Raw genomic sequence first — 22,732 nt, forward strand, 5'->3', positions numbered from 1 at the left:
AGAGGCCGGCAGCGCCGCTACCATGCACGCATGACTTCTGCTGCCTTGACCCCCTTGCCCTCCCGCTTCTGGGCCGACTTGTCCACCCGTGATTTCGCGGCGCTAAAGGCCAGCGGGCGGGCTGAACAGGTGGTGGCCGTGCTGCCTGTGGCGGCTGTCGAGCAGCATGGGCCGCACTTGCCCCTGTCGGTCGATGCGACGCTGCTACAGGGTGTGATCGATGCCGCGCTGCCGCACCTGCCCGCCGAGTTGCCCGTGCTGTTCCTGCCGCCACAGAACGTGGGCCTGAGCCCGGAGCACATCCGCTTTCCCGGCACGCTCACGCTGTCGCCCGCCACGGTGATTGCGCTGTGGACCGAGATCGGCGAGTGCGTGGCCCGCGCGGGCATCCAAAAGCTGCTGCTGTTCAACGGCCACGGCGGACAGGTGAGCGTGATGGACATCGTGGCGCGCGAGCTGCGCACGCGCTGCGACCTCATCGTCTACAGCGCCAGCTGGTTCAGCCTGCCGCTGCCCGATGCGGTGGCGGGCCAGTTCAGCGCCCAGGAGCACCGCTTTGGCATCCATGCGGGCGAGATTGAGACATCGATGATGCTGCACCTCGCGCCCGCCACCGTGCAGATGGCGCACGCGCAAAACTTCCGCTCCACCTCGCAGGACCGGTCGGAGCGCTACGCCATCCTGGGCAACGGCAAAAGCGCCAAACTGGGCTGGCAGATGCAGGACTACCACCCGGCGGGGGCCGTGGGTAACGCGGCCGCAGCCACGGCCGACAAGGGACAAGCGGTGGTGGACGCTGCAGCGCAACAACTGGTGGCGCTGCTGCAGGAGCTGCAGGCGCTGCCGCTGTCTACCCTGGCGGATGGCCCCCACTTGCAGTGAACCGGTTTGCTATATTTTTAATAGCTTCCGACGCATGATCTATTAGCGCAAGCGGCCTGAAAGACTCAGAAAACCGAGATATCGGTGCTCAGGCGTGCGTCACCCACTGCGCGTGCTCCAGCTCGTTCAGGTGCGGCAGCGTGTTGAAGGTCTGCAACATCAACCGCTTGGGCGAGATGGAGAACTCCGTCACCGCGCTGTTGCGGATGCGCATGTTCAGCGCAATGGTCACCTCGGGCGCCGTGCCCAGCACCTCGCCCACGGCGGTCGAGATGGGGCCGCCGCTGCTCACCAGCAGCACGTTCTGGCCCGCATGGTGGTGGCGCACATGGTCCAGCGCGCTGCGCACACCGGCCGAAAACTCGTTCCAGCTGGGCATGCCCTGGGGGCTGATGACGCCTGCCATCCACTGCGCCAGCGCGTCGCACAGGATGCGAAAGTGCGCGCGGTAGCGCTCTGGCGTGTCGGCCGGGCCCAGGGGCTGGGGGTGGATGGCGGCGATGAGCGCATGGCTGTCGTATTCATTGAGGCCTGGCAACTGCAGCACCTCGGGGGTGGTCTGCAGGCCCTCGGCGATGCCTTCCAGCGTTTGCGTGTGGCGGCGCAGCGTGCCGGTGATGACGGCATCAAACCCCAAGCTGCGTGCGCGCCAGTGTTCGCCCAGGCGCACCGCCTGCTGACGGCCCAGAGCGCTGAGCTGGTCGTAATCTTCCGCGCCAAACGAGGCCTGGCCGTGGCGCACGAGGTAGAGGGTTCCCATGCGGCGGATTGTGATCAGAACCCGTCGCAGGCGTTTGTCGCAAAAGCGACCGATGCTATTAAATGTGTAGCTTTTTCGGTTGAAGCTGCAAGGGATTCAGCCCGCCAGAACGCTGCCGAACATGGGCGCATCCACGTTGCCGCCCGTCAACGCCAGGCCCACGTGCAAACCCTGTAGCTGGTCGCGCTCCTGCAGCGCCGCCGCCAGCGCCGCCGCTCCTGCGCCTTCGGCCACGTTGTGGGTGTCGGTGAACAGGGCACGCATGGCGGCGGCCACCTCGGCGTCGCTCACCTGCACGATGTGGTCGATGTGTGGCGCCATCACGGCCAAGGCCTCGGCGTCGGCCACGCGGCAGGCCATGCCGTCGGCGAGCTGGGTGGTCACCGGTGCCTCCACCACGCGGCCTGCGGCCAGCGAATCGGCATAGGTGGTGGCGTGGCTGCTGACCACGCCGACCACGCGCACCGGGTGCTGCAGCGCCAGCTTGGCCGCAATGGCCGAGCATGCGCCCGAGCCCTGGCCGATGGGCACGTACACCACATCGAGCTGCGGCACGGCGCGCAAAAATTCCCACCAGTAGGTGCTAACGCCCCGCAGCAGGTCGGGGTGGAAGCTGGGCACCATGTGGGCCCCGCGCTGGGCCGCGAGCTGGATGGCGTGTTCGCGCGCTTCCTGAAAGTCGTCGCCGTGTTCGATGAGCGTGACGCCCAGCGCGCGCATGGCGGCGTTCTTCTCCAACGAGTTGCCACGCGGCACGACGATGGTGCAGGCCACGCCGTGGCGGCGTGCGGCCCAGCCCATGCTCTGGCCGTGGTTGCCGCGTGTGGCGCTGATGACCTCAGAAGGCAGCGCGCCGCGCTGGGCGAGCTGGTCAAAGTAGGTCAGGCCGCCCCGGATCTTGAACGCGCCCACGGGCGTGTGGTTCTCGTGCTTGAGCCAGCAGTCGGTGCCCAGGCGCTGGCTGAGCAGGCCCCAGTGGTACTGGGGCGTGGCGGCGAAGTCGCGGTACACCACCTCGGCAGCGGCTTCGATGTCGGCCAAGGTGGGCAGCAGGGCGGTGGGGTCGAGGCGGGTGTTCATGCGGCGGCTTTCTTTTCAGTCAACAGTTTGAGGGCCAGCAGACCCAAGACGGTGCCCATGAAATAGCGCTGGGCGCGCATCCATGCAGCATTGCGGTTGAGGAACAGCGCCACGCGGGCGGCGCCCAGCACCAGCAGGGCGTTGACGGCGGCGCTGGTGCTGATCTGCACCGCGCCCAGCGTGAGGCTTTGCTGCAGCAATTGGCCGCGCTCGGGGTGCAGAAACTGGGGGAAGAACGACAGGTAGAACATGGCCACCTTGGGGTTCAAGAGGTTGGTCATGAACCCCATGAGGAACAGTGTGCGCGGGCTGTCGTGCGGCAGGTTGCGCGCTTCAAACGGCGCGGCGCCACCGGGTTTGACGGCCTGCCAGGCCATCCACAGCAGGTAGGCGGCGCCGGCGTAGCGGATGGCGTCAAACGCCAGCGGCACGGCCGCCAGCAGCGCGGTGAGGCCCAGCGCCGCCGCCAGCAGGTGCACGACAAAACCCAGCACCACACCGGTCAGCGAGATGAGCCCGGCGCGTGGCCCCTGGGTGAGGCTGCGCGAGACGCAGTACACCATGTTGGGGCCCGGCGTGAGCACCAGCACGAGCGCGGCGAGCGCGAAGAACAGCAATTCCTGCAACGAAAACAGCATGGCGGTTTACTCCTGAGAGGTGACTGAGGTGAGGGTGACGGGGCCCCGTGGCGTGCGGAGCTGGGCAGAGAGGCGCGGCGCGGTGCCCGGCGTGACGAGGACGGAGGCGGCGACACCCACGGCGGTGCACGCGGCCTGCAATGTGGCGGCTTGCGGGTGCTGCAGTGCAAGCTGCTCCAGCTGCACGCCGCTGGCGGGCAGGCTGTCGCAGGGGTGCGCCGCGCCCCACTGGATGAGCGTGGGCAGGCAGCCGTCCATCAGGCGCAATCCGTCATCGCGCACAGTGATCTGCCACTGCAGCAGGCCATGGGGCGTGGGGCGGCTGGCGGTGATGATGGCGCCGCGATCCATGTCCAGCGCCGACAACGCGGTGCACGCGGCCTCCACGTCGGGCACGCTCGCCACCCAGTGAATGAGCTGGGGGCCGTGTTGCGCCACCTGGCCCTGCAAATTGGCGTCATCCATGTCAAACCAGCGCCTTGCGCTAGTGGATATTGCCTTGGATGCTCCTGGGTTGATAGCAATGATCTCCAGGTAAGCGCGCGGATGCGTGGGGCTTGCGACGTTGAAGATGCGGTTGTGCGTGCCCATCAGCGGGTGTTCGCCGCCCGCCGTGGGAGTGACGCCCAGCGTGCGTTCGCACCAGGCCACACCGCTGGCCAGGTCGGCCGCCAGCACGACCAGGTGGTCCACGCAGGCGGGTTGCTGGGTGGAGGTGGCGGTCACAGCAGCACCTCACCGGCCATGCAGGTGACCGAGCTGCCGCCGACCCAGATGGTGTCGCCGTCCTGTTGCACGTACACCCGCCCGGCGCGCCCCAGGCAGGTGCCTTGGGCGGCCACATATTGGGCGGGGGCCAGCCCGGCGCCGATGAGCCATTGCGCCAGCGCTGCGTTGAGGCTGCCGGTCACGGGGTCTTCGGCCAGGCCGTTGTTGCCGGGGAAGAAGGCGCGCACTTCAAAGGCGATGCCCTCGGCGTCGGTGCTGCCAATGACACCCACCTTGCCACGCGGGCCGACCACGCCCACGTCCAGCTGGCCAAGGATGCTGGCGTCAGGCTTCAGGGCCAGCACCTGCTCGCTGCTGCGCAGCATCACGCCGCGCCAGTTGGGGCCGTTGTCGCACCAGGCGTGGTGCAGGATGTCGCTGCGCGCCACGCCCAGGCCCCGGGCAATCAGCGCCACGTCATCTTCGGCCAGCGGGCCGCTTTGGATGAGGGGCGGCGCGGCAAAGGCCAGGCGCTCGCCATCCTGGCGCAGCGTGACCAGGCCCACGCCACATTCCTGCACCACCTGGCCCGCGACCTGGGGCCGTCCGCCGGCTTGGAGCCAAGCGTGGCAGCTGCCCAGGGTGGGGTGGCCTGCAAAAGGCAGTTCGCGCCCAGGGCAGAAGATGCGCACGCGGTAGTCGGCCCCGGCGGCGCGGCCTTCCGGGGTGGGGGGCAGCAGGAAGGTGGCTTCGGACAGGTTGGTCCAGTTGGTGAAGTCCTGCATGGCTTCGGTGCTGAGGCCGGAGCCGTCCAGCACCACGGCCAGAGGGTTGCCACGGTAGGGCGTGGCGGTGAATACATCGACTTGCTGGAACGGGCGTTGGTGCATGGTGGTCAGGTCCTTGGTCAATCAAACGGGCAGTGAAGCGGGGTGGGCCGGGCACGCCGGGGGGCTCACCGGGGTGTGGCCCGGTGTGCAAGCAGGTGGTTGTGGCTCGGCGCCCTGGCGAGGCCGAGGGGGAAATCAGCCGCTGGGGCGTGGGGCAGGGCGGCGCGGGTTCATAGCAGCACCGTGCCTTCGATGCAGGTGACGGCTCGGCCGCCCACCCACAGCTGGTGGTCATCGTCCTGGCGGATGTGCACGCGGCCCGCGCGGCCCAGGCATTCGCCCTGGGCCACCAGGTAGCTGCGGGGGGCCAGGCCATCGGCAATCAGCCATTCGGCCAGGCTCGCGTTGAGAGTGCCCGTCACCGGGTCTTCAGGGTTGCCCATGGGGGCGGCAAAGGCGCGCACCACCACGCCGGGCTGGGCGGTGTTGCTGGCGGAAGGGCCCACATGGATCACGCCCACGTCCTGGCCCAGGTCTTTCAGGCGGGCGTGGTCCGGGTGCAGGCCCAGCACCGTGTCGGCGCTGTCGAGCAGCAGGCCCAGCCACACGGGGCCGTTGTCCAGCATCTGCGCACCCAGAATCTGCTGCGGGCGCAGGCCCAGGGCGCTCGCAATCAGCGGCACCAGCGCGGGGCTGGGGGCGCTGCGCTTGAGCGGGGGGGCGGCAAACGCCAGGGTGTCGCCGCTCAGTGCGATGCGGACCAGGCCCAGCGCACATTCCTGGATCACCATGCCGTCCTGCTGCGGGCGGTGGCCTGCCTGCAGCCAGGCGTGGCAGGTGCCCAGCGTGGGGTGGCCCGCAAAAGGCAGCTCGCCATTGGGGCTGAAGATGCGCAGGCGGTAGTCGGCCCCGGCCGCGCGCCCGGCGTCGGTGGGCGGCATCAGAAAGGTGGTTTCCGACAGGTTGGTCCAGGCCGCAAAGCGGCGCATGTCACTGTCGCTCAGGCCGTCGGCATCCAGCACCACGGCCACAGGGTTGCCGTAGCCGGGGCGGTCGCTGAAGACGTCGATCTGCTTGAAGGGGCGCTGGTGCATGGTGAGGCGCGGTCAGGAAAGGGGTTGGTCCAGTACCCCGCGGGCGCCGGGGCGGGTGCTGACCGTGTTGTACCACCGCTCCAGGTGGGGGCGTGCGGCGCGTTCTTGCGGCAAGCCCCACCAGCGGTGGATCTCACAACCCACCGGGATGTCGGCCATCGTGAACCGCTCACCCGCCATGAAGGGCTGGCGGGCCAGGTGGGCGTCCAGCAGGGCCAGCAGGGGCTCCGTGACCGCCACCGACGCGGCGATCAGCGCATCGTTGCGCTGGGCCGCAGGCGTGCGGATCCACTGAATGAAGGCGTCGCGCCCGGCCGGGTTCAGCGTGGTCTGCTGCCAGTCCATCCACTGCTCGGCCACAAAACGCGAGGGAAGGTCTTCGGGGTACAGGTTGCCCAGCGAATGCCGGGCGCACAGGTAGCGCACGATGGCGTTGGACTCCCATAGCACCACGCCCGTGTCCTCGTCCTCAATCAGCGGCACCAGGCCATTGGGGTTGAGGCCCAGGTAGCGCGCCTCGCGCACGATGCCGTACTGGCCGCCCGCGTCGGTGCGCTGCACCGAGGGCAGGCCCAGCTCCTGCACGGCCCACACGACCTTGCGCACGTTGATGGACGACAGGCGACCCCAGAGCCTCAGCATGGTGAATCAGCCCTTGCTCTCGCGGATGGCTGCCGCCAGCGCCGCGATGCCGGTGGCGATCTGCTCGACGGTGGAGGTCACGAACGACAGCCGCAGGGTGCGGTGGTCGGCGTTGTCGGCATAGAAGGCCGCCCCGGGCACAAAGGCCACATTGCGCTCCACGGCCTTGGGCAGCAGCTCGATGGCGCTCATGCCTTCCGGCAGGCGCACCCACAGGAACATGCCGCCGTCGGGGCGGTTCCAGTGCACGCCCAGGCCCTGCATTTCCTTGTCGAGTGCGGCCAGCATGGCCTCGCACTGCTGCTTGTACAGCGCGCGGATGGTGGGCACATGGCGGTCCAGGAAGCCGTCCTTCATCACTTCGGCCACCAGTCGCTGGTTGTAGCCGGGGGTGTGCAGGTCGGCCGCCTGCTTGGCCTGCAGCAGCTTGGGGTACACGGCCTTGGGCGCCACGATGTAGCCCAGGCGCAGGCCGGGGGCCAGCACCTTGGAGAACGAACCCATGTAGATGCAGCCGTCGGGGTTGCGGGCCGTGAGCGGGGCCGGCGGCGGTGCGTCGAACCACAGGTCGCCGTAGGGGTTGTCTTCCACCAGGGGCAGGTTCAGCTCGGCGGCGGCGGCCACCAGCTCGGTGCGGCGCGCATCGCTCATGGTGCGGCCGGTGGGGTTTTGGAAGTTGGGCAGCACGTACAGGAAACGTGCCTTGTTCGCGCCCGTGCCCACCTTGGCGCGCAGGTCGTCGATCAGCACGCCTTCATCATCGCTGGCCACGGACACCACGTTGGGCTCCATGGGCGTGAAGGCCTGCAGCGCGCCCAGGTAGGTGGGCGTTTCCACCAGAACGCGGCTATCGGTGTCGATGAGGATCTTGGCGATCAGGTCCAGCGCCTGTTGCGAGCCGGTGGTGATGAGGATCTGGTCAGCGTCCACGTCCCAGGGCAGGAGGTCGGCAATCGCCTGGCGCAGCGGGCCATAGCCTTCGCTGGCGGCGTACTGCAGGGCGCCGGGGCCGTCGTTGGCCAGCACGGCGGCAGAAGCGGCAGCAAACGCGGAGACCGGGAAGGTCTTGGGCGATGGCAGGCCGCCCGCCAGGCTGATGATGCCGGGCTTTTCGGTGACCTTCAGGATTTCGCGGATGACCGAGGGGTTCATGCGCTCGGCACGGCGTGCCAGGGTCCACGTGCTGTTGGTGGGAAGGTCGTTCAGTTTCACTCTCGTCTCCTGCGGGTGGCCGCCTGGGCCGCTTCGGTTGCAAAGTTGTCGTCAAAAAATGGGTGTGCAGCAGCCCTGGCGGGTGCGTTCACACCTTCTCAGTCCACGATGAACAGGGTGGCGCCCTGTGGGGAGGTGGACCGATGGGGTTCTGCATTGTCCGCCACCTGGTAACTCATGCCGGGTGTCAAGGTGTACTGGCGGCCGTCGGCCAGCTCGGTGTGCAGCTCGCCGCTCAGGCACAAGAGCACATGGCCCTTGGTGCACCAGTGGTCGGACACGTAGCCTGGCGTGTACTCCACCATGCGCACGCGCGCCTCGCCAAATGTCTGGGTGCGCCAGAAGGCCTGGCCCGCTGCGGCGCTTTTTTCTTCGCGCGGAATGCTGGCCCAGTCGGTGGTGGCAAAGGGAATGTTCTGCAAATGCATGGTTTTCAGTCCTTGATCGACACCACGGCCTCGATCTCCACCGCAAAGCCACGCGGCAAGGAGCCGACACCGACGGCCGAGCGTGCGTGCCGTCCTGCATCACCAAACACTTCCACCAGCAGGTCGGAGCAGCCGTTGATGACCTCGGTGTGCTGCATGAAGTCGGGTGTCGCATTCACCATGCCCAGCAGCTTGACCACACGGCGCACGCGCGAGAGATCTCCGAGTGCTGCCTGCATGGTGGCGATCAGCTGCAGGCCCACTTCGCGGGCGTGCTGACGTGCCTCGTCGGCACTGATCTCGCGGCCCACCTTGGGGACCACCACCATGTCGTTGCGCAGTGGCGAGCCCTTGCCCGACAGGTACAGCGTGTTGCCGTCCAGCACATAGGCGTCAAAGTTGCCGCGCGGGGCGGACACGGTGGGCAGCACCAGGCCCAGCCGTTGCAGTCGCTGTTCTGGGGCCATGGCACTCATGCGGGGGCTCCTTGTTGTTGAACGGGCATCCGTTTGCCCACGAAGACGGTGGCGATCACGGCCACTGCAAACACCAGGGTGACGGCATCCAGGTGTTCGCCCAGCAGGGGCACTGCAAACAGCAGGCTCAAAAAGGGCTGGATGAGCTGGATCTGGCTGACCCGCACGGCACCCAGCGCCAGGGCGCGGTACCACGCAAAGAAGCCGATCCACATCGAGAACAGGGCCACGTACAGGAAGCCCGCCCAGCTCATCGCGCCAATGCTGGAGGGCACGGCGGGAGCGAACCACCAGGCCACGGGCAGGGTGAGTGGCAGGCAACACACCAGCACCCAGCAGATGACCTGCTCGGCCCCCAGGCGGGGCGTGAGGCGGGCGCCGCCGATGTAGCCCAGGGCGCCTGTGGTCATGGCGATCAGCAGGTAGATGTTGGCTGCGCCCAGGTACAGGCCGCCCGCACGCCACACCATGAAGCCCAGCACCAGGCCGCTGCCCAGCACTGCACAGGCCCAGAAGCCTGCCGAGGGCCGCTGCCGGTACCACAGTGCACCCAGCAGGGCGGTGGACAGCGGCAGCAGGGCTGTGACCACCGCACCATGGGTGCTTGGCACATGGCGCAGTGCCAGCGCCAGGAACAGCGGGAAGCCGACAATCACGCCAAACGCCGTGATGCCCAGCAGTGGCCACTCGGCCCGCACCGGCAGGTTCAGGCGCCCTTGCGTGCGCTGCCACAGCAGGTAGCCAATCGACAGCAAGCCCGCCACGGCGGCACGCCCGAACGTGACGAACCAGGGGGACAGCTGGGGTGCATCGGTAGAGCCCACTGCCAGCCGCGTCATGGGCAGCGTGGCCGCAAACAGCGTGACGCCGACCAGGCCCCAGAGCAGGGCTTCTTTTTCCTGTGCGCGGTTCATAGGGTGAGCATCCAGTACGCAGTGAGCACCAGCACGAGTGCCAGCGCGCGGTTGAACCACAGCAGCCGCGCGCCCTGCGCCAGCCACTGGCGCAGCAGCGAGCCCACCAGCGCATAGACAAAGTTGCTGGTGAAGGCGAACACCATCATCACGCCGCAAATGATGGCTAGGCGCTCACCCGGGTTGGCGGCGGGCTGCCCTGCGGCATTGACCACCCAGCCTGCGCTGAGCGTGAGGGCCAGCATCCAGGCCTTGATGTTGACAAACTGCAGGCCTACGCCTTGCCAGAACGTCACGTTCAGGCGCGATGTGTCGATGGCGGTCATCTGGCCTGCGCGGCTGAGCTTGAAAGCCAGCCAGAGCATGTAGGCCACGCCCAGCAGCGTCACCGCCCAGCGCAGGGCGGGCACACCAGTGATGAGGGCACCCAGGCCCAGCCCGCTGCCCAGCATGAGCAGCGTCCAGCCCGCAGGCACCGCAAAGCAAAAGCGCAGCGCGCGCTTGAGCCCGAGGTTGGCGGCCAGCGCGGTGGACAAGGTGGTGTTGGGCCCCGGCGAAAAGCTCATGGCGGTGCAAAACAACAGCAGGGCGGTGAGTTCAGCGACGCTCATGGTGGGTGCGGGAAGGGGTGGGGGACTTGTCGGGGATCTGCCTTCAATGTAATCTTGCTACCAATACACAACCAGTACAGACAGTCGGCGCAGTTGCAAATCTGTATTGCCCGGCAAAACAATACACACCGGCGCCTAGTGGCGCAGCGAGCGGAATGCCTCCATGCTGATGAAATCGTCCACCCAGTCGCTGACCGAACAACTGTCCACCCGGTTTGCCGAGCGCATCCGCAACCGCCTGATGGCGCCGGGTGCACGCCTGCCGTCCGTGCGCCAGTGCGCGCAGCAGCACGGGGTGAGCCCGTCCACCGTGGTGGCGGCCTATGACCAGCTGCTGGCGCAGGGCCTGGTGGAGGCGCGCAAGAACCGGGGGTTTTTTGTCCGCGAAAGTGGCCGACCGGTGGAGGCAGCCGACGGCGACCTTGACGCGCGCGCGCTCCCCGACGACCTGGCTCTGGAAAGTGCTGCCGCCAACTGGAGTACGGCGCACTGGTTTGCGGCGCGTGCCGCCGGCCGCGCGGGTCCAGGGGTGTCGCCCGTCAACGCCACGGCGCTGATCCGGGGCATGTTCCACAAGATCAGCGACAAGCCCCAGCCCGGCATGGGGGTCTTTCCGCCCGACTGGCTGGAGTCCACCTTCATGCCCGCCGCCGTGCGCAAGGTCACCAACTCGCGCGCCCTGCAGGAGTTTTCGCTGCAGTATGGCGAGCCGCTGGGCGATGCAGGCCTGCGGCGCGTGTTGGCCAAAAAGCTGTCCACGCTCAACGTGCACACGGTGCCTGAGAACATCATCACCACCGTGGGGGCCACCCATGCGCTCGACATCGTGAGCCGCACCCTGCTGCGCCCGGGCGACCCGGTCATGGTGGAGGAGCCCGGCTGGGCGGTGGAGTTTGCGCGGCTGGCCGCTTTGGGCATGCACATCCTGCCCGTGCCGCGCCGCGCCGATGGCCCGGATCTGGAAGTCATGGCGCGCTATTGCGAGGTGCACAAGCCCAAGCTCTACGTGAGCGTGAGCGTGTTTCACAACCCCACGGGCTACTGCCTTACGCCGGGCAGTGCCCACCGCGTGTTGCAGTTGGCCAACCAGCACAACTTCCATGTGGTGGAAGACGACACCTACAGCCACATAGCGCCGGAGCACGCCACGCGCCTCACGGCGCTGGATGGCCTGCAGCGCACCATCTATGTGAGCGGCTTTGCCAAGATCCTGGCGCCCAACTGGCGCATTGGCTTCATGGCTGCGCCGCCTGCGCTGGTGGAGCAATTGCTGGACACCAAGCTGCTGGCCACGCTGACCACCCCTGCGCTGCTGGAGAAGGCCCTGGCACTGTGCATCGAGCAGGGCCAGCTGCGCCGCCACGCCGAACGCATCCGTACCCGGCTGGATGCCGCACGCGCGCGCAGCGTCAAGCTTGCCCTGGGGGCGGGCTGCACCTTTGCGGCCGAGCCGGTGGGCCTGTTTGGCTGGGTGGAGACCGGGGTGGACACCGATGCGCTGTCGCAGCGCATGCTGGACGAAGGCTATCTGCTGGCGCCCGGTGCGTTGTTCCATGCAGAGCGCAAACCCAGCACGCTCATGCGCATCAACTTTGCGACGACGCAGGACGCGGCGTTCTGGCGCATCTTTGAGCGTGTGCGGGCTGAGCAGGGGCGGTGAGCCGCAGACATTGCCCTGGAGTCGCGCAATCGCATGGGGGTGTCGCCCACCGAAACCGGCGCAGGGGCCTACTTTCTTTCCACTTCCAGGTCAGACAACACCCGCAGCAGCGCGCGGTTGACCTCTTCCAGGTCCATCTCGAAGGTCTCGCACAGCTGGCGGATGGCGCTGGCGTCATCTGTCTCCAGTGCGCAGGCCATCTGCAGACCGCCGGTGTAGGGGCCAGTGCGCAACACGGTGGCGTCGTAGATGCGTTCGGACAGGGGCAGGCGCTTGAGGATGGTGCCCAGGGGCTCGCCCAGCAGCTCATCGAGCTGGGAGAGCAGGCCACACAGGTAGATCTCGCGGCGCAGGTCGTTCTCGATGCCCGCGTCCAGCAGCCGCGCGGTGAGCTGTGCGCGGATCACCATGGCTTCGCGCACCGGCTGCATGTTGGCCTCGGTGCTCGCATGGGGCAGCTGGTCGGACAGCCAGCGCTTGATGGAGCTGTAGCCCATCATCACCAGGCCCCGGCGCAGCGAATCAATTCCGGTGCGCAGGCCCAGGGCGGCCGAGTTGGTATAGACCATGAAGCGGTACGCGAGCAGCGGGTCCTCGCCCATGATGTCTTCAAAGGTTTCCAGCGACTGCTCGTCGTCGATGGCCTTCATGAGTTTGAAGATCACCGCGTGCGAGGGCTGCTGCGGGTGGTGGCGCAGGCTGTAGAGCACATCCTCCGTCGGCCACCCAGCCAGCGCCATCGCGTTGCCCTGGTCCAGACAGTGCTCCATGAGTGCCCGGCTGGCGATGTTTTCATACATCTGGCCGGCCAGCACCGGGCTGGGGGTGCGTTTGGCAACAGGTGCTGCTGCGGCTGCGGCACTGCCTGGGCGTGGGGGCGTGGCCTGCAGCGCAGCCACGGCGTCTTCCGGGCGCAGGGTCAGCAGGCTGTTGTCGAAGCAGCGGGCAATCTCGGGCTCGGGCAGCTTGTCCATGTCGCCCCGCCACACCATGCGCAGCCCTCGCTGGTGCGCGGCCTTCACGCGGTCATAGATGGCAGAGTCCGACAGCCACTCGCCGCGCACCTCGATCCACGGTGCAGCCCGTGGCGCGTTTTCGAGCAGGTCGCACAGCAGCTGGCGGGTCTGTGCCGAGATCAGCAGCGGCGGCGAGCTGGCCGACCACAGCTCCTGCAGCGTGCGCAACAGGTGCCCGCCGTCGACGGTTGCCGAGGCCTCGTTGTGGGCATACAGCTGGATGCCTGCAAGTTTGCGGGCGCGGTTCCACAAAGGGCGATAGCCCAGGATCAGGCTACCTAGGACGGATTGGACCATGGGCTCTCAGGCAAAAAAACAGGGCCAGCCAGCGCTCGCGGGATGGGTGTCGCCACGGTGCACCAGCCGGTGCTGAAGCCTGCTGGCACAGCGTGCGATGGGCTCTGCGCCCGAACACCCTCTGCCGCACAGGCTCCTAGCCAATAAAGTTGAACAGCGACAACTTCTGAACCTGCGCATAGGACTTGAGTGCAGCCTCATAACCCACCTGCTGGTTCTGGAAGTCGGAAATGCCCTTGATCATATCGAGATCCTCTGCCCGCGAACGGTCGCCTTCCAGCTGGATGGAGCGCTTGTCCTGGTCGCCGGTGATGCGGTCTGCGCGATTGAGCAGCTCGCCGGCGTAACTGCGCATGTTGTGTACGCGCTCCAGTCCAATATCGATGTTGGCCAGTGCCTGCCCCACGGCCTGGATGGCGCCGTTGTTGTTGGGAGCGTTGCGGATGCCATTGATGGCACTGTCCATGGTGCTGAACATGCTCGCGCTGGGCTGCAGGGTGACGGTATCCCCGTTGGCCGGGTTGCCCTTGATATCGAAGGAAAGCCCCGGAATGCCTGGAACGGAGATGGTGACCGGCTTGTCGGTCGGGTAGTCCGGCACCACCACCGGGGCGGAGACGGCACCCGTGGTGGTATTGGTGATGGTGTACGTGGCTGTGCTGGTGCCCGTGGTGGCGCCTGGACCCACTGCGCTGAAGGTGACGGTGTAGTTGTCACCCGTCACCAAAGCTTTGTTGGTGGGCGTGATGGCCGTGGTGGTGAGCTGTCGGCCTACAGGGATGTTGCTGACCCCGGCGGTGTAGACACTGTCGCGGGTGGGGTCGAACATGAAGGCAGAGTCGCCGTCGAGGGCCCCCGGTACCGTCACGCCGTTGCTCGCCGTCTGACCCGGTAAACCCTGGAAACTGTAGTCGGGGGAGCTGCTCAGGGGGCCCAGGAACGGCGCCAGCGCGCTGCCCAATGCACTCAGCAAGGGGATGCCGTTGGTGTCTTTCCGGTTGGCGACTTCCAGCAGTTGCTCGCGCAGGCCTTGCAGCTGGTTGGCGACCGTGGCGCGGTCGTTCGGGGTCATGCTGGCATCGCCCGCACTGACCACTAGCTCCCGAAAGTTCTGGATCAGATTCACCGCGTCGCCCAGTGAGGATTCCCCCTGTGCAATCGCATTGCGCTGGGTCTCCAGCGCACGTTGTTCGGTCTGGATGCGCGACAGGCGGTTGAGGGCTCGCTCAGCCTGGGCTGCTGACACCGGGTCGTCGCTGGCGCGCACCACCCGTTTGCCTGACGTCAGGTTCTCTTGCAGCGTGGTCAGGCTGGTCTGGCGCGCGCCCAGGTTGCGCAGCGCGTTGTCATACATGTTGGCCGTGCCGACGCGGTAGATGTTTGTGCTCATGTCGAACTCCTCACGCCAGGGGCGGCATTCATCGGCCCAGGCCCTGGATCAGCGAATCAAAAATGTTCTGCGCAATCTGGATCATCTTGGCGGAGGCCTGGTAGGCCTGCTGGTATTGGATCAGCTTGGCGGCCTCTTCGTCCAGGTTCACCCCCGACACTGCCGTGCGGTCGCGCTCCAGGTTGGCTGCGATGGTGGACGACAGCTGCTCCGCAAACTTGGCGCTCTGGGTGCGTGTGCCCACCTGGGCAATGGCGCCAGCGTAGCCGTCGGAGAGGGTGGACTCGTCAAACATTTTCACGTCACGCAGTCCCATCAGGGCATTCGCGTTGCCTGCGTTGCGGGTGTAGGCGTCTCCGTACTGCGGGTCCAGTGCATTGCCGATCACCACGGTGTCGCCCGTCTTGGGGGTGCCCTGCAGCGTGATCTGCCAGCCGTTGATCGAGATGGGCTGGCCCGAGGTGTAGGGCTGCGCAGTCGCCAGCGAGGTGGGTGGCGCGGTCCCGCGGTCGAGCACGTCGTAGGTCGTGGGCGGCCCGGCGGTGAACTGCAACTGGATACCCCCCAGGATGGGCGGAATGGCTGCTGGGTTGGCATTTGCCGGCAGCACCAGCCCCGGCGGGTTGGGCAGGCCCGTGGCCTTGAGGCTGCCCAGCTGCATGGTGCCGCCGTTGGCCGTGCCCATGGCGGCGTTGATGGGGTTGGCGGCTGCCAGGTCGCGCGGCGAATACACCAGCGCCTGGATGTTGTTGGCAGCCGTGCTGAACGGCTTGAACAGCATGCGCTCGCCAGGGTTGCCGGGCGTGGTCAGGTTGAAGTTGAGCCCATCGATCTGCAGCGTGGCCAGGTTGGCAGCGCTGGTGAACGGGGTTGATTGACCGTCGGACAGGCGCACCACCTGCCCGGCCGTGCCCGTGGTGAAGCGAATCTCATAGTCGGACGCAGCAAACTGTGTGGGGCCGGTGAACGACACCGTGCCCACCCCTGCGCCGTTGGTGTGGCCCGGCATGCTGGCGGGCAGCGCGAACAGATCCTTGCCTGGCACGCCATCGAGCGTCAGGCCCAGGTTCTGCTGATCGTTCATCGTCATGCCGATGGCCAGCGCCATGCGGCCCAGCAGATTGCGCCCTTCGCTCAGGTCCGTGTTCTGAAAGCGCAGCAGGCCCGAGACGCTGCCACCGCCCAGCACGTTCTCGTCCAGCTCCACGGGGGTGGCGCCGGGGCGGTTGAAAAACAGCTTGGACTGTCCGCTGCCCGGGAAGGTCGTTGCATCGTCGATCGACAGGCTGGCGGCCGTGCTGCCCAGCACCAGGGGCTGGCTGCCCGCCACGAACAGGCCCACGGTGCCGTCATCCGCCGGGATCTGGGTGGTCTGCACATACTGGTTGATGTCGCGGATGATCTGGTCGCGCTGGTCCAGCAGGTCGTTGGGGCTCTGGCCGTTGCCGGTGGCACGGGCAATCTGCTCGTTGATGGCCGCCATCTGCGTGGCCAGGCTGTTGATGGCGGTCACGCTGCTCTGCAGCTGTTCCTTGACGGTGTACTCGATCTCGTTGATCCGGTCGCTGGCGGTGCGCATGCGTGCGGCCGTTTCGTCCAGCCGCGTAAGGACCACCGTGCGTGCCGTGATGTCGGTGGGGCTGCTGACCACGTCCGAGAACGCGTTCATCATGTCGTTGATGGCGGCGCCCAGGCCCTGGGTGCCACCGCTGAACACTTCCTGCAACTGGCTCAGGCGCTGGGCGCGGATGGCGTCGGCTGCCTGCGTCGATCCGGCGGCGGCCGACTGGCGCGTGAGCAGCTCGCTCTGGTTGCGCAAGATGGTCTGCACATCCACGCCCTGGCCGATGTAGCCACCGCCCGTGAACTGGCCCTGGACGGTTTGCAGCACCACTGTCTGGCGCGAATAGCCGGGTGTGTTGACATTGGCAATGTTGTGGCCTGCCGTCTGCAGGGCCACCTGGTTGGCCAGCAGGGCGCGGGCGCCGACGTTGAGCAGACTCATGGCTTACCTCGGTTCTTCTCGTCCATCACGCCTGGGCGCGCTGTACACGCAGCGCGCTGTTGATAGCGCCGCTGAGCTTCTTGGCGTACTCCGGGTCCGTGGCGTAACCGGCCTTTTGCAGCTCGGCCGCGTAGGCCACGGCAGAGCCCGTCTTGGCGGTGGCCTGGGCTTTTTCGTAGCGCGGGTTGTCGGTGATCAGCTTGGCGTAGTCGCGGAAGGAATCCTCGTACGAGTCGTACGCGCGGAACTTGGCCACCACCTTGCGCGGTGTGCCGTTGATGTATTCGGTGGTCGTGATCTCGGCCACCTTGCCGGTCCAGCCTTTGCCCGCCTTGATGCCGAACAGGTTGAACGAGTTGCCACCGTTGGCGGTCTTGATCTCGCTCTTGCCCCAGCCGGTTTCGTGTCCAGCCTGGCCGAGCATGAAGCTGGCGGGAATGCCGCTTTCCTGCGCCACGCGCTCGGCGGTGCCGCTCAGGTGCTGCACAAAGCCTTCGCGGCCCTTGGGGACGGGCAGGGTGGTATCGACGGAAGACGTGGTGGCGGAGGTCGCAGACCGGTTTTGTGCCTGCGGCAGGCTCAGCGTGGACGGCACCGAGAAGTTGGTGTCCGCACCGCCCATCTGGCGCGAAAGCTGGCGGGCGATGGCTTCGGACAGGCCGCCCTGCAGGCCTGACATATTCACAGACAGCTGCTGGTCCAGCATGTCCTGGCCCAGGTTGGCCTGCTCGCCCTCCATCAGGCCGGACTTCATGGTGGCGTCGCGCATGCTCTTGATGAGTTCGCGCATGAACAGCGATTCAAACTGCTTGGCTGCCTCGCGCGTGACCTGTGCGCTGTTGGTGGTGCCCGCTTCGTACTTGAGGGAGTTGAGCGAGCGGATATCGACGGCCAGCGCGTTCGAGGGGCTGGTGGTGCTGGACGAGGGCAGGGTCAGGGCCATGGTCGCTCCCGGTGGATGGTGCGCGCAGCGGCGGCAGCAGGGCGAGCCATGTCAGATCACCTCCAGCTCGGCGTTCAGCGCGCCGGCGGCCTTGATGGCCTGCAGGATGGCCAGCAGGTCGCCGGGGGTGGCGCCCAGCGTGTTGAGGGCCTTGACCACGTCGGCCAGCTGCGGCGACGCGGGCATCTGGATCACGTTGCCCGGTTCCTGGTTGATGGTGATGTCGCTCTTTTGCGTGACCACCGTCTGCCCCTGCGAGAACGCATTGGGCTGGCTGACCACGGGCGTGGAGCTGATGGTGATCGACAGGTTGCCGTGGGCGATGGCACAAGGCCCCAGCGTGACCGACTGGTTGAGCACCACCGAGCCCGTGCGGGCGTTGATGACCACCTTGGCTGAGGGCGTGGAGGATTCGAGCGGCAACTCTTCCAGGTCGGCAATGAAGCCGACGCGGGCGCCGGGGTCGATGGGAGCGCGCACCTGCACCGTGCGACCGTCCAGCGCGGTGGCCAGGCCGTTGCCCAGCTTGGCGTTGATCACCTGCGCCACGCGGCGGGCGGTCTGGAAGTCCGAGGCGTTCAGGCCCAGGTTGATGGTGTCGCCTTCGTTGAGCGGGGTGGGCACGGCCCGTTCCACCTGCGCCCCGAGCGGAATGCGGCCTGCGCTCAGGTGGTTGATCTGCACCTTGCTGCCACCGGCTGACGCGCCAGCGCCGCCCACCACCATGTTGCCCTGGGCCAGTGCATAGATCTCGCCGTCAGCGCCGCGCAGCGGTGTGACGATGAGCGTGCCGCCCTTGAGCGACTTGGCATTGCCCATGGACGAGACGTTCACGTCGATCTGCTGGCCCGGCTGGGCAAAGGCGGGCAGTTGCGCCGTGACGATCACCGCCGCCACGTTCTTGAGCTGCAGCTGCGACGCCGTGCCGGGTGGCAGGCTGATGCCCATCTGCTGCAGGTAATTGGACATGGCCTGCGTGGTGTAGGGCATCTGCGTCGTCTGGTCGCCCGTGCCGTCCAGCCCTACCACCAGGCCGTAGCCGGTCAACTGGTTGCTGCGCACACCCTGCACCGCCGCCACTTCCTTGATGCGCAAGGCCTGTGCAGGCGTTGTCAGCCCTGCGGCCACCAGGGCCAGCAGCAGCCACAGCACGCGCGCGGTGCGGGGCAAGAGGGAATGGGACGAGGCTTTCATGGCATCCATTGTGGTAGGCCATGGCCGGAACTAAAACCCAAAAAGAAGCGGGATCACCGGCTTATTGGCTGGGTCTGAAGCTGCGTCGGCAAGGTGCGCGCAGAAACGGCCCGTGGGCGCTCTGGGCGGTGGTTTTTGAGTAAAAACGGCCAGAGGCGCTAGTGCTATATGCGCCAATAGCTATCAAATTTGTAGTGAAAAAAGGACGCGCCCAGCCCTCCGTCGGATGCCGGAAGGACTGGGGACCTGGGCGCTTTCGGTGCACCCAGTGCGGTCAGAACGGCGTGACGGTGTTGAAGAACCGGCCCAGCCAGCCCATGGCCTGGGCTTCATTCTGTGCGCCGCGTCCGCGCGATTCGACGCGCACATTGGCGACCTGGGTCGAGTTCACGATGCTGCCGGGTTGCAGCGCGCGTGGGTCCACCGTGCCCGAAAAGCGCAGTACATCCACGTTCTGGTTCACGCCGATCTGCTTTTCGCCAGTGATGACCAGGTGGCCGTTGGGCAGCACATCCACCACCGTGGCGGTGATGGAGCCGGTGAAGGTGTTGGCGCTTTCGGTGCCGCCTTTGCCCGAGAACGCGTTGCCTGACGAAGCGCCCACGCCCAGCTTGTCGGTGAAGCTGGTGCTGGTGAAGGGCAGGGCGGTCACGCCCGCAGAGACCTTGGAGTCACGGTCCACCGTGGACGAAGACTTCTGGCTGGCCGTCACGTTTTCCACGATCTGGATGGTCACGTTGTCGCCCACCAGGCGCGCGCGGCGGTCTTCAAACGCGGGCCGGTAGCTGGCGTTGTGGAACAGTCCGCCCGTCACCGGGGGCGGGGTGCGCGGTGCAGCGGCGAGCGGGGGCGGGGTGGTGGGCAGGATGTCCACCGGCGGCGGTGGCGACAGGGTGGCGCAGCCGGCGCACAGCAGTGCTGCACCCAGCGCGGGGATGCCCGCGCGCAGCGAGCCAAGTGCCTGCAGCAGGCGAAGAGGGCGTGTGAAAGTGCGCATGGCGAAGGTCCTGGGCAAAAGCGCGGGGGGAATTCCGGTCACAGCTGGGCGAGCTTGGCCAGCATCTGGTCCGAGGTCTGGATGGCCTTGGAATTCATCTCGTAGGCGCGCTGGGTCTGGATCATGGTGACCAGCTCTTCCACCACGTTGACGTTGGAGGCTTCCAGAAACCCCTGCTTGATGATGCCCAGGCCGTTCGTGCCGGGGGTGCCCTGCTGGGGCTGGCCGGAGGCGGCGGATTCCTTGAACAGGTTCTGCCCGATGGGCTCCAGGCCGGCCGGGTTGATGAAGCTGGCCATGGCCAGGTTGCCCACGGTCTGCGGCTGTGTGTTACCCGGCACGGTGACTGCCACGGCGCCTTCGGCACTGATGCTGACGCTGGTGGCGTTGGCCGGAATGGTGATGCCATTGACCACGGGCAGCCCGCTGGACGTGACCATGCGGCCCTGGGCATCGACCTGGAAGGAGCCGTCGCGGGTGTAGCCCACGGTGCCATCGGGCATGGTCACTTCAAAGAAGCCGTTGCCGTTGATGGCGACATCCAGGTTGTTCTTGGACTCCTGCAGACTGCCCTGCATGAAGTTGCGGCTGGTGGCCACCGTGCGCACGCCCAGGCCCAGGTGCAGGCCAGTGGGCAGCTGGTTTTGTTCGGTGGTGTTGGCACCCACCTGGCGCAGGTTCTGGTAGATCAGGTCTTCGAACACCGCGTTGTTGCGCTTGTAGCCCGTGGTGGAGACGTTGGCCAGGTTGTGCGAGATGACGTCGAGCTGGGTCTGCTGGGCAGACATGCCGGTCTTGGCGATCCAGAGGGAGTTGATCATGGTGCTTCCTTAGGGCGGGTGCGTGCGGTGGTGGGCAGCGGCATCAGCCGTTCATGCTCAGCAGCTGGCTGGCGGTCTTGTCGTTGGTTTCGGCGGTCTGCAGCAGCTTCATCTGCTGCTCGAACTGGCGCGATGCAGCGATCATTCCGACCATGCATTCGACAGGGTTCACGTTCGAGCCCTCCAGCGCGCCCGACAGTATGCGCGCGTTGGCGTCGTTGGGCATGGGGTCGCCCGACGTGGTGCGAAACAGCCCGTCGTCGCCGCGCTTGAGCGGATCTTCCGGTGTGGGTGTGCCCAGCTTGAGGCGGCCAATGGCCTGGGCGGGCTGGCCCGGGATCTTGGAGGTCACGGTACCGTCCGACCCGAGCGACACATCGGCACCGGGCGGCACGTCGATGGGCGCTCCGCCATCGGACAACACGGGCAGGCCGGTGGGAGTGAGCAGCTGGCCGGTGGCCGACACCTCAAAGCTGCCCGCACGGGTGTAGGCCTCGGTGCCATCCAGCCCCTGCACCGCAAACCAAGCATTGCCTGCGGCCATCGCGTCGAGGTTGCGGCCGGTACGCTGCACGGGGCCAGGGGTGTTGACGTAGCCGGAGGTGGCCTCCAGCGCGAACACGCGCGTCTTGGCGCCGTCGCCTTGCAGCGGCACCGAGCGGAAGGTGGACATCTCGGCGCGGAACCCGCCGGTGGACACGTTGGCGAGGTTGTTGGACAGCACCGCCTGCCGGTGGGCGGCGGCGTTGGCGCCTGTCATCGAGGTGTAGATGATGCGGTCCATGGGGGATCTCCGGTGTCCTGGGCGGGTTCAGTGGGGGTTCAGCCGGTCAGCGCAGGTTCACCAGGGTGGACATCACCTGGTCTTGCGTCTTGATGGTCTGTGCATTCGCCTGGTAGGCGCGCTGGGCAGTCATCATGTTCACCAGCTCGGCCGTGAGGTCCACGTTGGAGTCTTCCAGGGCGCCCGAGCGCAGCGAGCCAAAGCTGCCATCCGTGGCGGTGCCGACGACGGGCTGGCCCGACTCGAACGTGGCCACCCAGTTGTTGCTGCCCACCGAGGCCAGACCCTGCGTATTGCGGAAGCTCGACAGCGCCAGCTGGCCCTCGGCACGCGTCACGCCGTTGGAATAACGGGTCATGATCATCCCGTTGTTCTCGATGTTGATGCCGGTCAGCTCGCCCGACGTGTAGCCGTCCTGGCTCAGGTTGGATACCGCAAACTTCTTGCCGAACTGCGTCACCTTGTCCAGGCTCACGTCCACGGTATAGGTGGGCAGGTTATTGGGGTTGGGCGGCGTGGGGTTGATGGTGAGCGGCAGCGAAAAGCCCGTGGCGGGTGGCGTGGCCACCGGGCCGGTGATGGCTCCGTTGTTGTCGAACGTGATCTGGCCGATGGGCGTGGCCACCACGGGCGGCACAGCGGTGGGGTCGTCCAGGGCGTCGTATACGTCCCAGGTGTTGGCGGTGGCGGTTTTCTGAAAGTACAGGCTCACCGGTTTGGCCACGCCCTGGCTGTCGAACACGTTGATCGACGTGCCATAGGTGGCGCGCGGCGTGGCCGGGATGGGGGGCGTGGCTGCGGGGTTGCCCGCCGCGTCGGTGGCGCGGGCGTCCAGGTTGAAGGCCGCCGTGATCGTGGTGGTCTGCTTGGCGGGAATCGGCTCGGCGGTCGGGAACACCATGGGGATGGGGTCGGTGCCGGTGCGCAGACCCGTGACCGGGTCCACCGGGTAGCCCATCACCGACGCGTTGTCGTTGGTGATCATGTTGCCTTCCTTGTCCAGCTTGAAGTTGCCGGAGCGGGTGTAGGCGGCGGTGCCATCGGGCAGCGTGAGGGTGAAGAACCCATTGCCGTTGATGGCCACGTCCAGGCTGTTGCCGGTGATGGTCAGGTTGCCCTGGGTGAATTGCTGCGCCACGGCGCCCACTTCCACGCCGATGCCTGCATTGGAGCCCCCTGCCGAGCCGATGGCAGATGCCACCATCTCGGCAAACTCGGCCCGCGAGGCCTTGAACCCGACGGTGTTGGAGTTGGCAATGTTGTGCCCGATGACATCGAGGTTCTTGCTGGCGGCGTTCAAGCCGGACAGGCCTTGCTGAAAACTCATGGTGTTCTCCTGTTGACGCGATA

Annotated in this window: 23 protein-coding genes; 2 read left to right on the forward strand and 21 right to left on the reverse strand. The window is 66.8% G+C overall.

The features are described from left to right. The first annotated feature begins 30 nt into the window (after positions 1-30). The gene (locus ASD75_RS21730) at positions 31-882 is read left to right on the forward strand and encodes a creatininase family protein (protein ID WP_056747984.1); all 852 of its coding nucleotides are present in this window, start codon (positions 31-33) and stop codon (positions 880-882) included. Between the two features lie 88 nt (positions 883-970). Here ASD75_RS21730 and ASD75_RS21735 read toward each other — a convergent pair whose 3' ends face one another. The 12 genes from ASD75_RS21735 to ASD75_RS21790 form a co-directional block, all read right to left on the reverse strand. After that, complete coding sequence (locus ASD75_RS21735) at positions 971-1,642, reverse strand: histidine phosphatase family protein (RefSeq protein ID WP_056747986.1); 672 nt, start codon at positions 1,640-1,642, stop codon at positions 971-973. 96 nt (positions 1,643-1,738) lie between these two features. Beyond that, positions 1,739-2,722 (reverse strand): threonine dehydratase, encoded by a 984-nt coding sequence (locus ASD75_RS21740; protein ID WP_056747988.1) that lies wholly within the window; start codon positions 2,720-2,722, stop codon positions 1,739-1,741. Then, entirely contained in the window at positions 2,719-3,360 is a 642-nt protein-coding gene (locus ASD75_RS21745; protein WP_056747989.1) for a LysE family translocator, read from the reverse strand. Before ASD75_RS21745 ends, ASD75_RS21740 begins: the two co-directional genes overlap by 4 nt. 6 nt (positions 3,361-3,366) lie before the next feature. Then, entirely contained in the window at positions 3,367-4,086 is a 720-nt protein-coding gene (locus ASD75_RS21750; RefSeq protein ID WP_056747990.1) for a VOC family protein, read from the reverse strand. Continuing rightward, the gene (locus ASD75_RS21755; RefSeq protein WP_056748100.1) at positions 4,083-4,958 is read right to left on the reverse strand and encodes a PhzF family phenazine biosynthesis protein; all 876 of its coding nucleotides are present in this window, start codon (positions 4,956-4,958) and stop codon (positions 4,083-4,085) included. The genes ASD75_RS21750 and ASD75_RS21755 overlap by 4 nt, the downstream gene beginning before the upstream one ends. Positions 4,959-5,128: 170 nt before the next feature. Continuing rightward, entirely contained in the window at positions 5,129-5,992 is an 864-nt protein-coding gene (locus ASD75_RS21760; protein WP_056747992.1) for a PhzF family phenazine biosynthesis protein, read from the reverse strand. 12 nt (positions 5,993-6,004) lie between these two features. Beyond that, on the reverse strand, positions 6,005-6,634 hold the full coding sequence (locus ASD75_RS21765; RefSeq protein WP_056747994.1) for a glutathione S-transferase: 630 nt from the start codon (positions 6,632-6,634) through the stop codon (positions 6,005-6,007). 6 nt (positions 6,635-6,640) lie between these two features. Then, on the reverse strand, positions 6,641-7,846 hold the full coding sequence (locus ASD75_RS21770) for a PLP-dependent aminotransferase family protein (RefSeq protein ID WP_200947637.1): 1,206 nt from the start codon (positions 7,844-7,846) through the stop codon (positions 6,641-6,643). Positions 7,847-7,944: 98 nt separating this feature from the next. Next, positions 7,945-8,274: a DHCW motif cupin fold protein gene (locus ASD75_RS21775; protein ID WP_056065628.1), complete on the reverse strand. Its 330-nt coding sequence runs from the start codon at positions 8,272-8,274 to the stop codon at positions 7,945-7,947. A gap of 5 nt (positions 8,275-8,279) precedes the next feature. After that, entirely contained in the window at positions 8,280-8,750 is a 471-nt protein-coding gene (locus ASD75_RS21780; protein WP_235511672.1) for a RidA family protein, read from the reverse strand. Then, positions 8,747-9,664 carry a DMT family transporter gene (locus ASD75_RS21785; protein ID WP_056065632.1) on the reverse strand — a complete coding sequence of 306 codons (918 nt, stop codon included), beginning with the start codon at positions 9,662-9,664 and terminating at the stop codon, positions 8,747-8,749. The genes ASD75_RS21780 and ASD75_RS21785 overlap by 4 nt, the downstream gene beginning before the upstream one ends. After that, a complete protein-coding gene (locus ASD75_RS21790; RefSeq protein WP_056747996.1) occupies positions 9,661-10,275 on the reverse strand; it encodes a LysE family translocator in 615 nt (204 codons plus the stop codon). Before ASD75_RS21790 ends, ASD75_RS21785 begins: the two co-directional genes overlap by 4 nt. 163 nt (positions 10,276-10,438) lie before the next feature. Here ASD75_RS21790 and ASD75_RS21795 point away from each other — a divergent pair, with 163 nt between their 5' ends. Then, positions 10,439-11,935, forward strand: coding sequence for a PLP-dependent aminotransferase family protein (locus ASD75_RS21795; protein ID WP_056747998.1), 1,497 nt, complete (start codon positions 10,439-10,441; stop codon positions 11,933-11,935). A gap of 68 nt (positions 11,936-12,003) precedes the next feature. On the opposite strand, the gene ASD75_RS21800 is transcribed toward ASD75_RS21795, so the two are convergent. From ASD75_RS21800 to flgE, 9 genes are all read right to left on the reverse strand, one after another. Next, the gene (locus ASD75_RS21800) at positions 12,004-13,248 is read right to left on the reverse strand and encodes an HDOD domain-containing protein (RefSeq protein WP_056747999.1); all 1,245 of its coding nucleotides are present in this window, start codon (positions 13,246-13,248) and stop codon (positions 12,004-12,006) included. 136 nt (positions 13,249-13,384) lie between these two features. Beyond that, positions 13,385-14,638, reverse strand: a complete 1,254-nt coding sequence (flgL, locus tag ASD75_RS21805; protein WP_056748001.1) for a flagellar hook-associated protein FlgL — start codon at positions 14,636-14,638, stop codon at positions 13,385-13,387. 28 nt (positions 14,639-14,666) lie between these two features. Continuing rightward, positions 14,667-16,643: a flagellar hook-associated protein FlgK gene (gene flgK / locus ASD75_RS21810; RefSeq protein ID WP_056748003.1), complete on the reverse strand. Its 1,977-nt coding sequence runs from the start codon at positions 16,641-16,643 to the stop codon at positions 14,667-14,669. Positions 16,644-16,668: 25 nt separating this feature from the next. Next, entirely contained in the window at positions 16,669-17,586 is a 918-nt protein-coding gene (gene flgJ / locus ASD75_RS21815) for a flagellar assembly peptidoglycan hydrolase FlgJ (protein WP_056748005.1), read from the reverse strand. Between the two features lie 51 nt (positions 17,587-17,637). Next, a complete protein-coding gene (locus ASD75_RS21820; RefSeq protein WP_156401069.1) occupies positions 17,638-18,789 on the reverse strand; it encodes a flagellar basal body P-ring protein FlgI in 1,152 nt (383 codons plus the stop codon). Positions 18,790-19,054: 265 nt separating this feature from the next. Continuing rightward, positions 19,055-19,777 carry a flagellar basal body L-ring protein FlgH gene (locus ASD75_RS21825; RefSeq protein ID WP_056065648.1) on the reverse strand — a complete coding sequence of 241 codons (723 nt, stop codon included), beginning with the start codon at positions 19,775-19,777 and terminating at the stop codon, positions 19,055-19,057. A gap of 38 nt (positions 19,778-19,815) precedes the next feature. Next, positions 19,816-20,598: a flagellar basal-body rod protein FlgG gene (gene flgG / locus ASD75_RS21830; RefSeq protein WP_056648212.1), complete on the reverse strand. Its 783-nt coding sequence runs from the start codon at positions 20,596-20,598 to the stop codon at positions 19,816-19,818. Between the two features lie 43 nt (positions 20,599-20,641). Beyond that, positions 20,642-21,382, reverse strand: coding sequence for a flagellar basal-body rod protein FlgF (gene flgF, locus ASD75_RS21835; protein WP_056748006.1), 741 nt, complete (start codon positions 21,380-21,382; stop codon positions 20,642-20,644). Between the two features lie 46 nt (positions 21,383-21,428). Then, positions 21,429-22,709 (reverse strand): flagellar hook protein FlgE, encoded by a 1,281-nt coding sequence (flgE, locus tag ASD75_RS21840; RefSeq protein ID WP_056748009.1) that lies wholly within the window; start codon positions 22,707-22,709, stop codon positions 21,429-21,431. Positions 22,710-22,732: the final 23 nt, after the last annotated feature.

The sequence above is a fragment of the Acidovorax sp. Root568 genome (genome assembly GCF_001427445.1).
GTDB lineage: Bacteria > Pseudomonadota > Gammaproteobacteria > Burkholderiales > Burkholderiaceae_C > Acidovorax > Acidovorax delafieldii.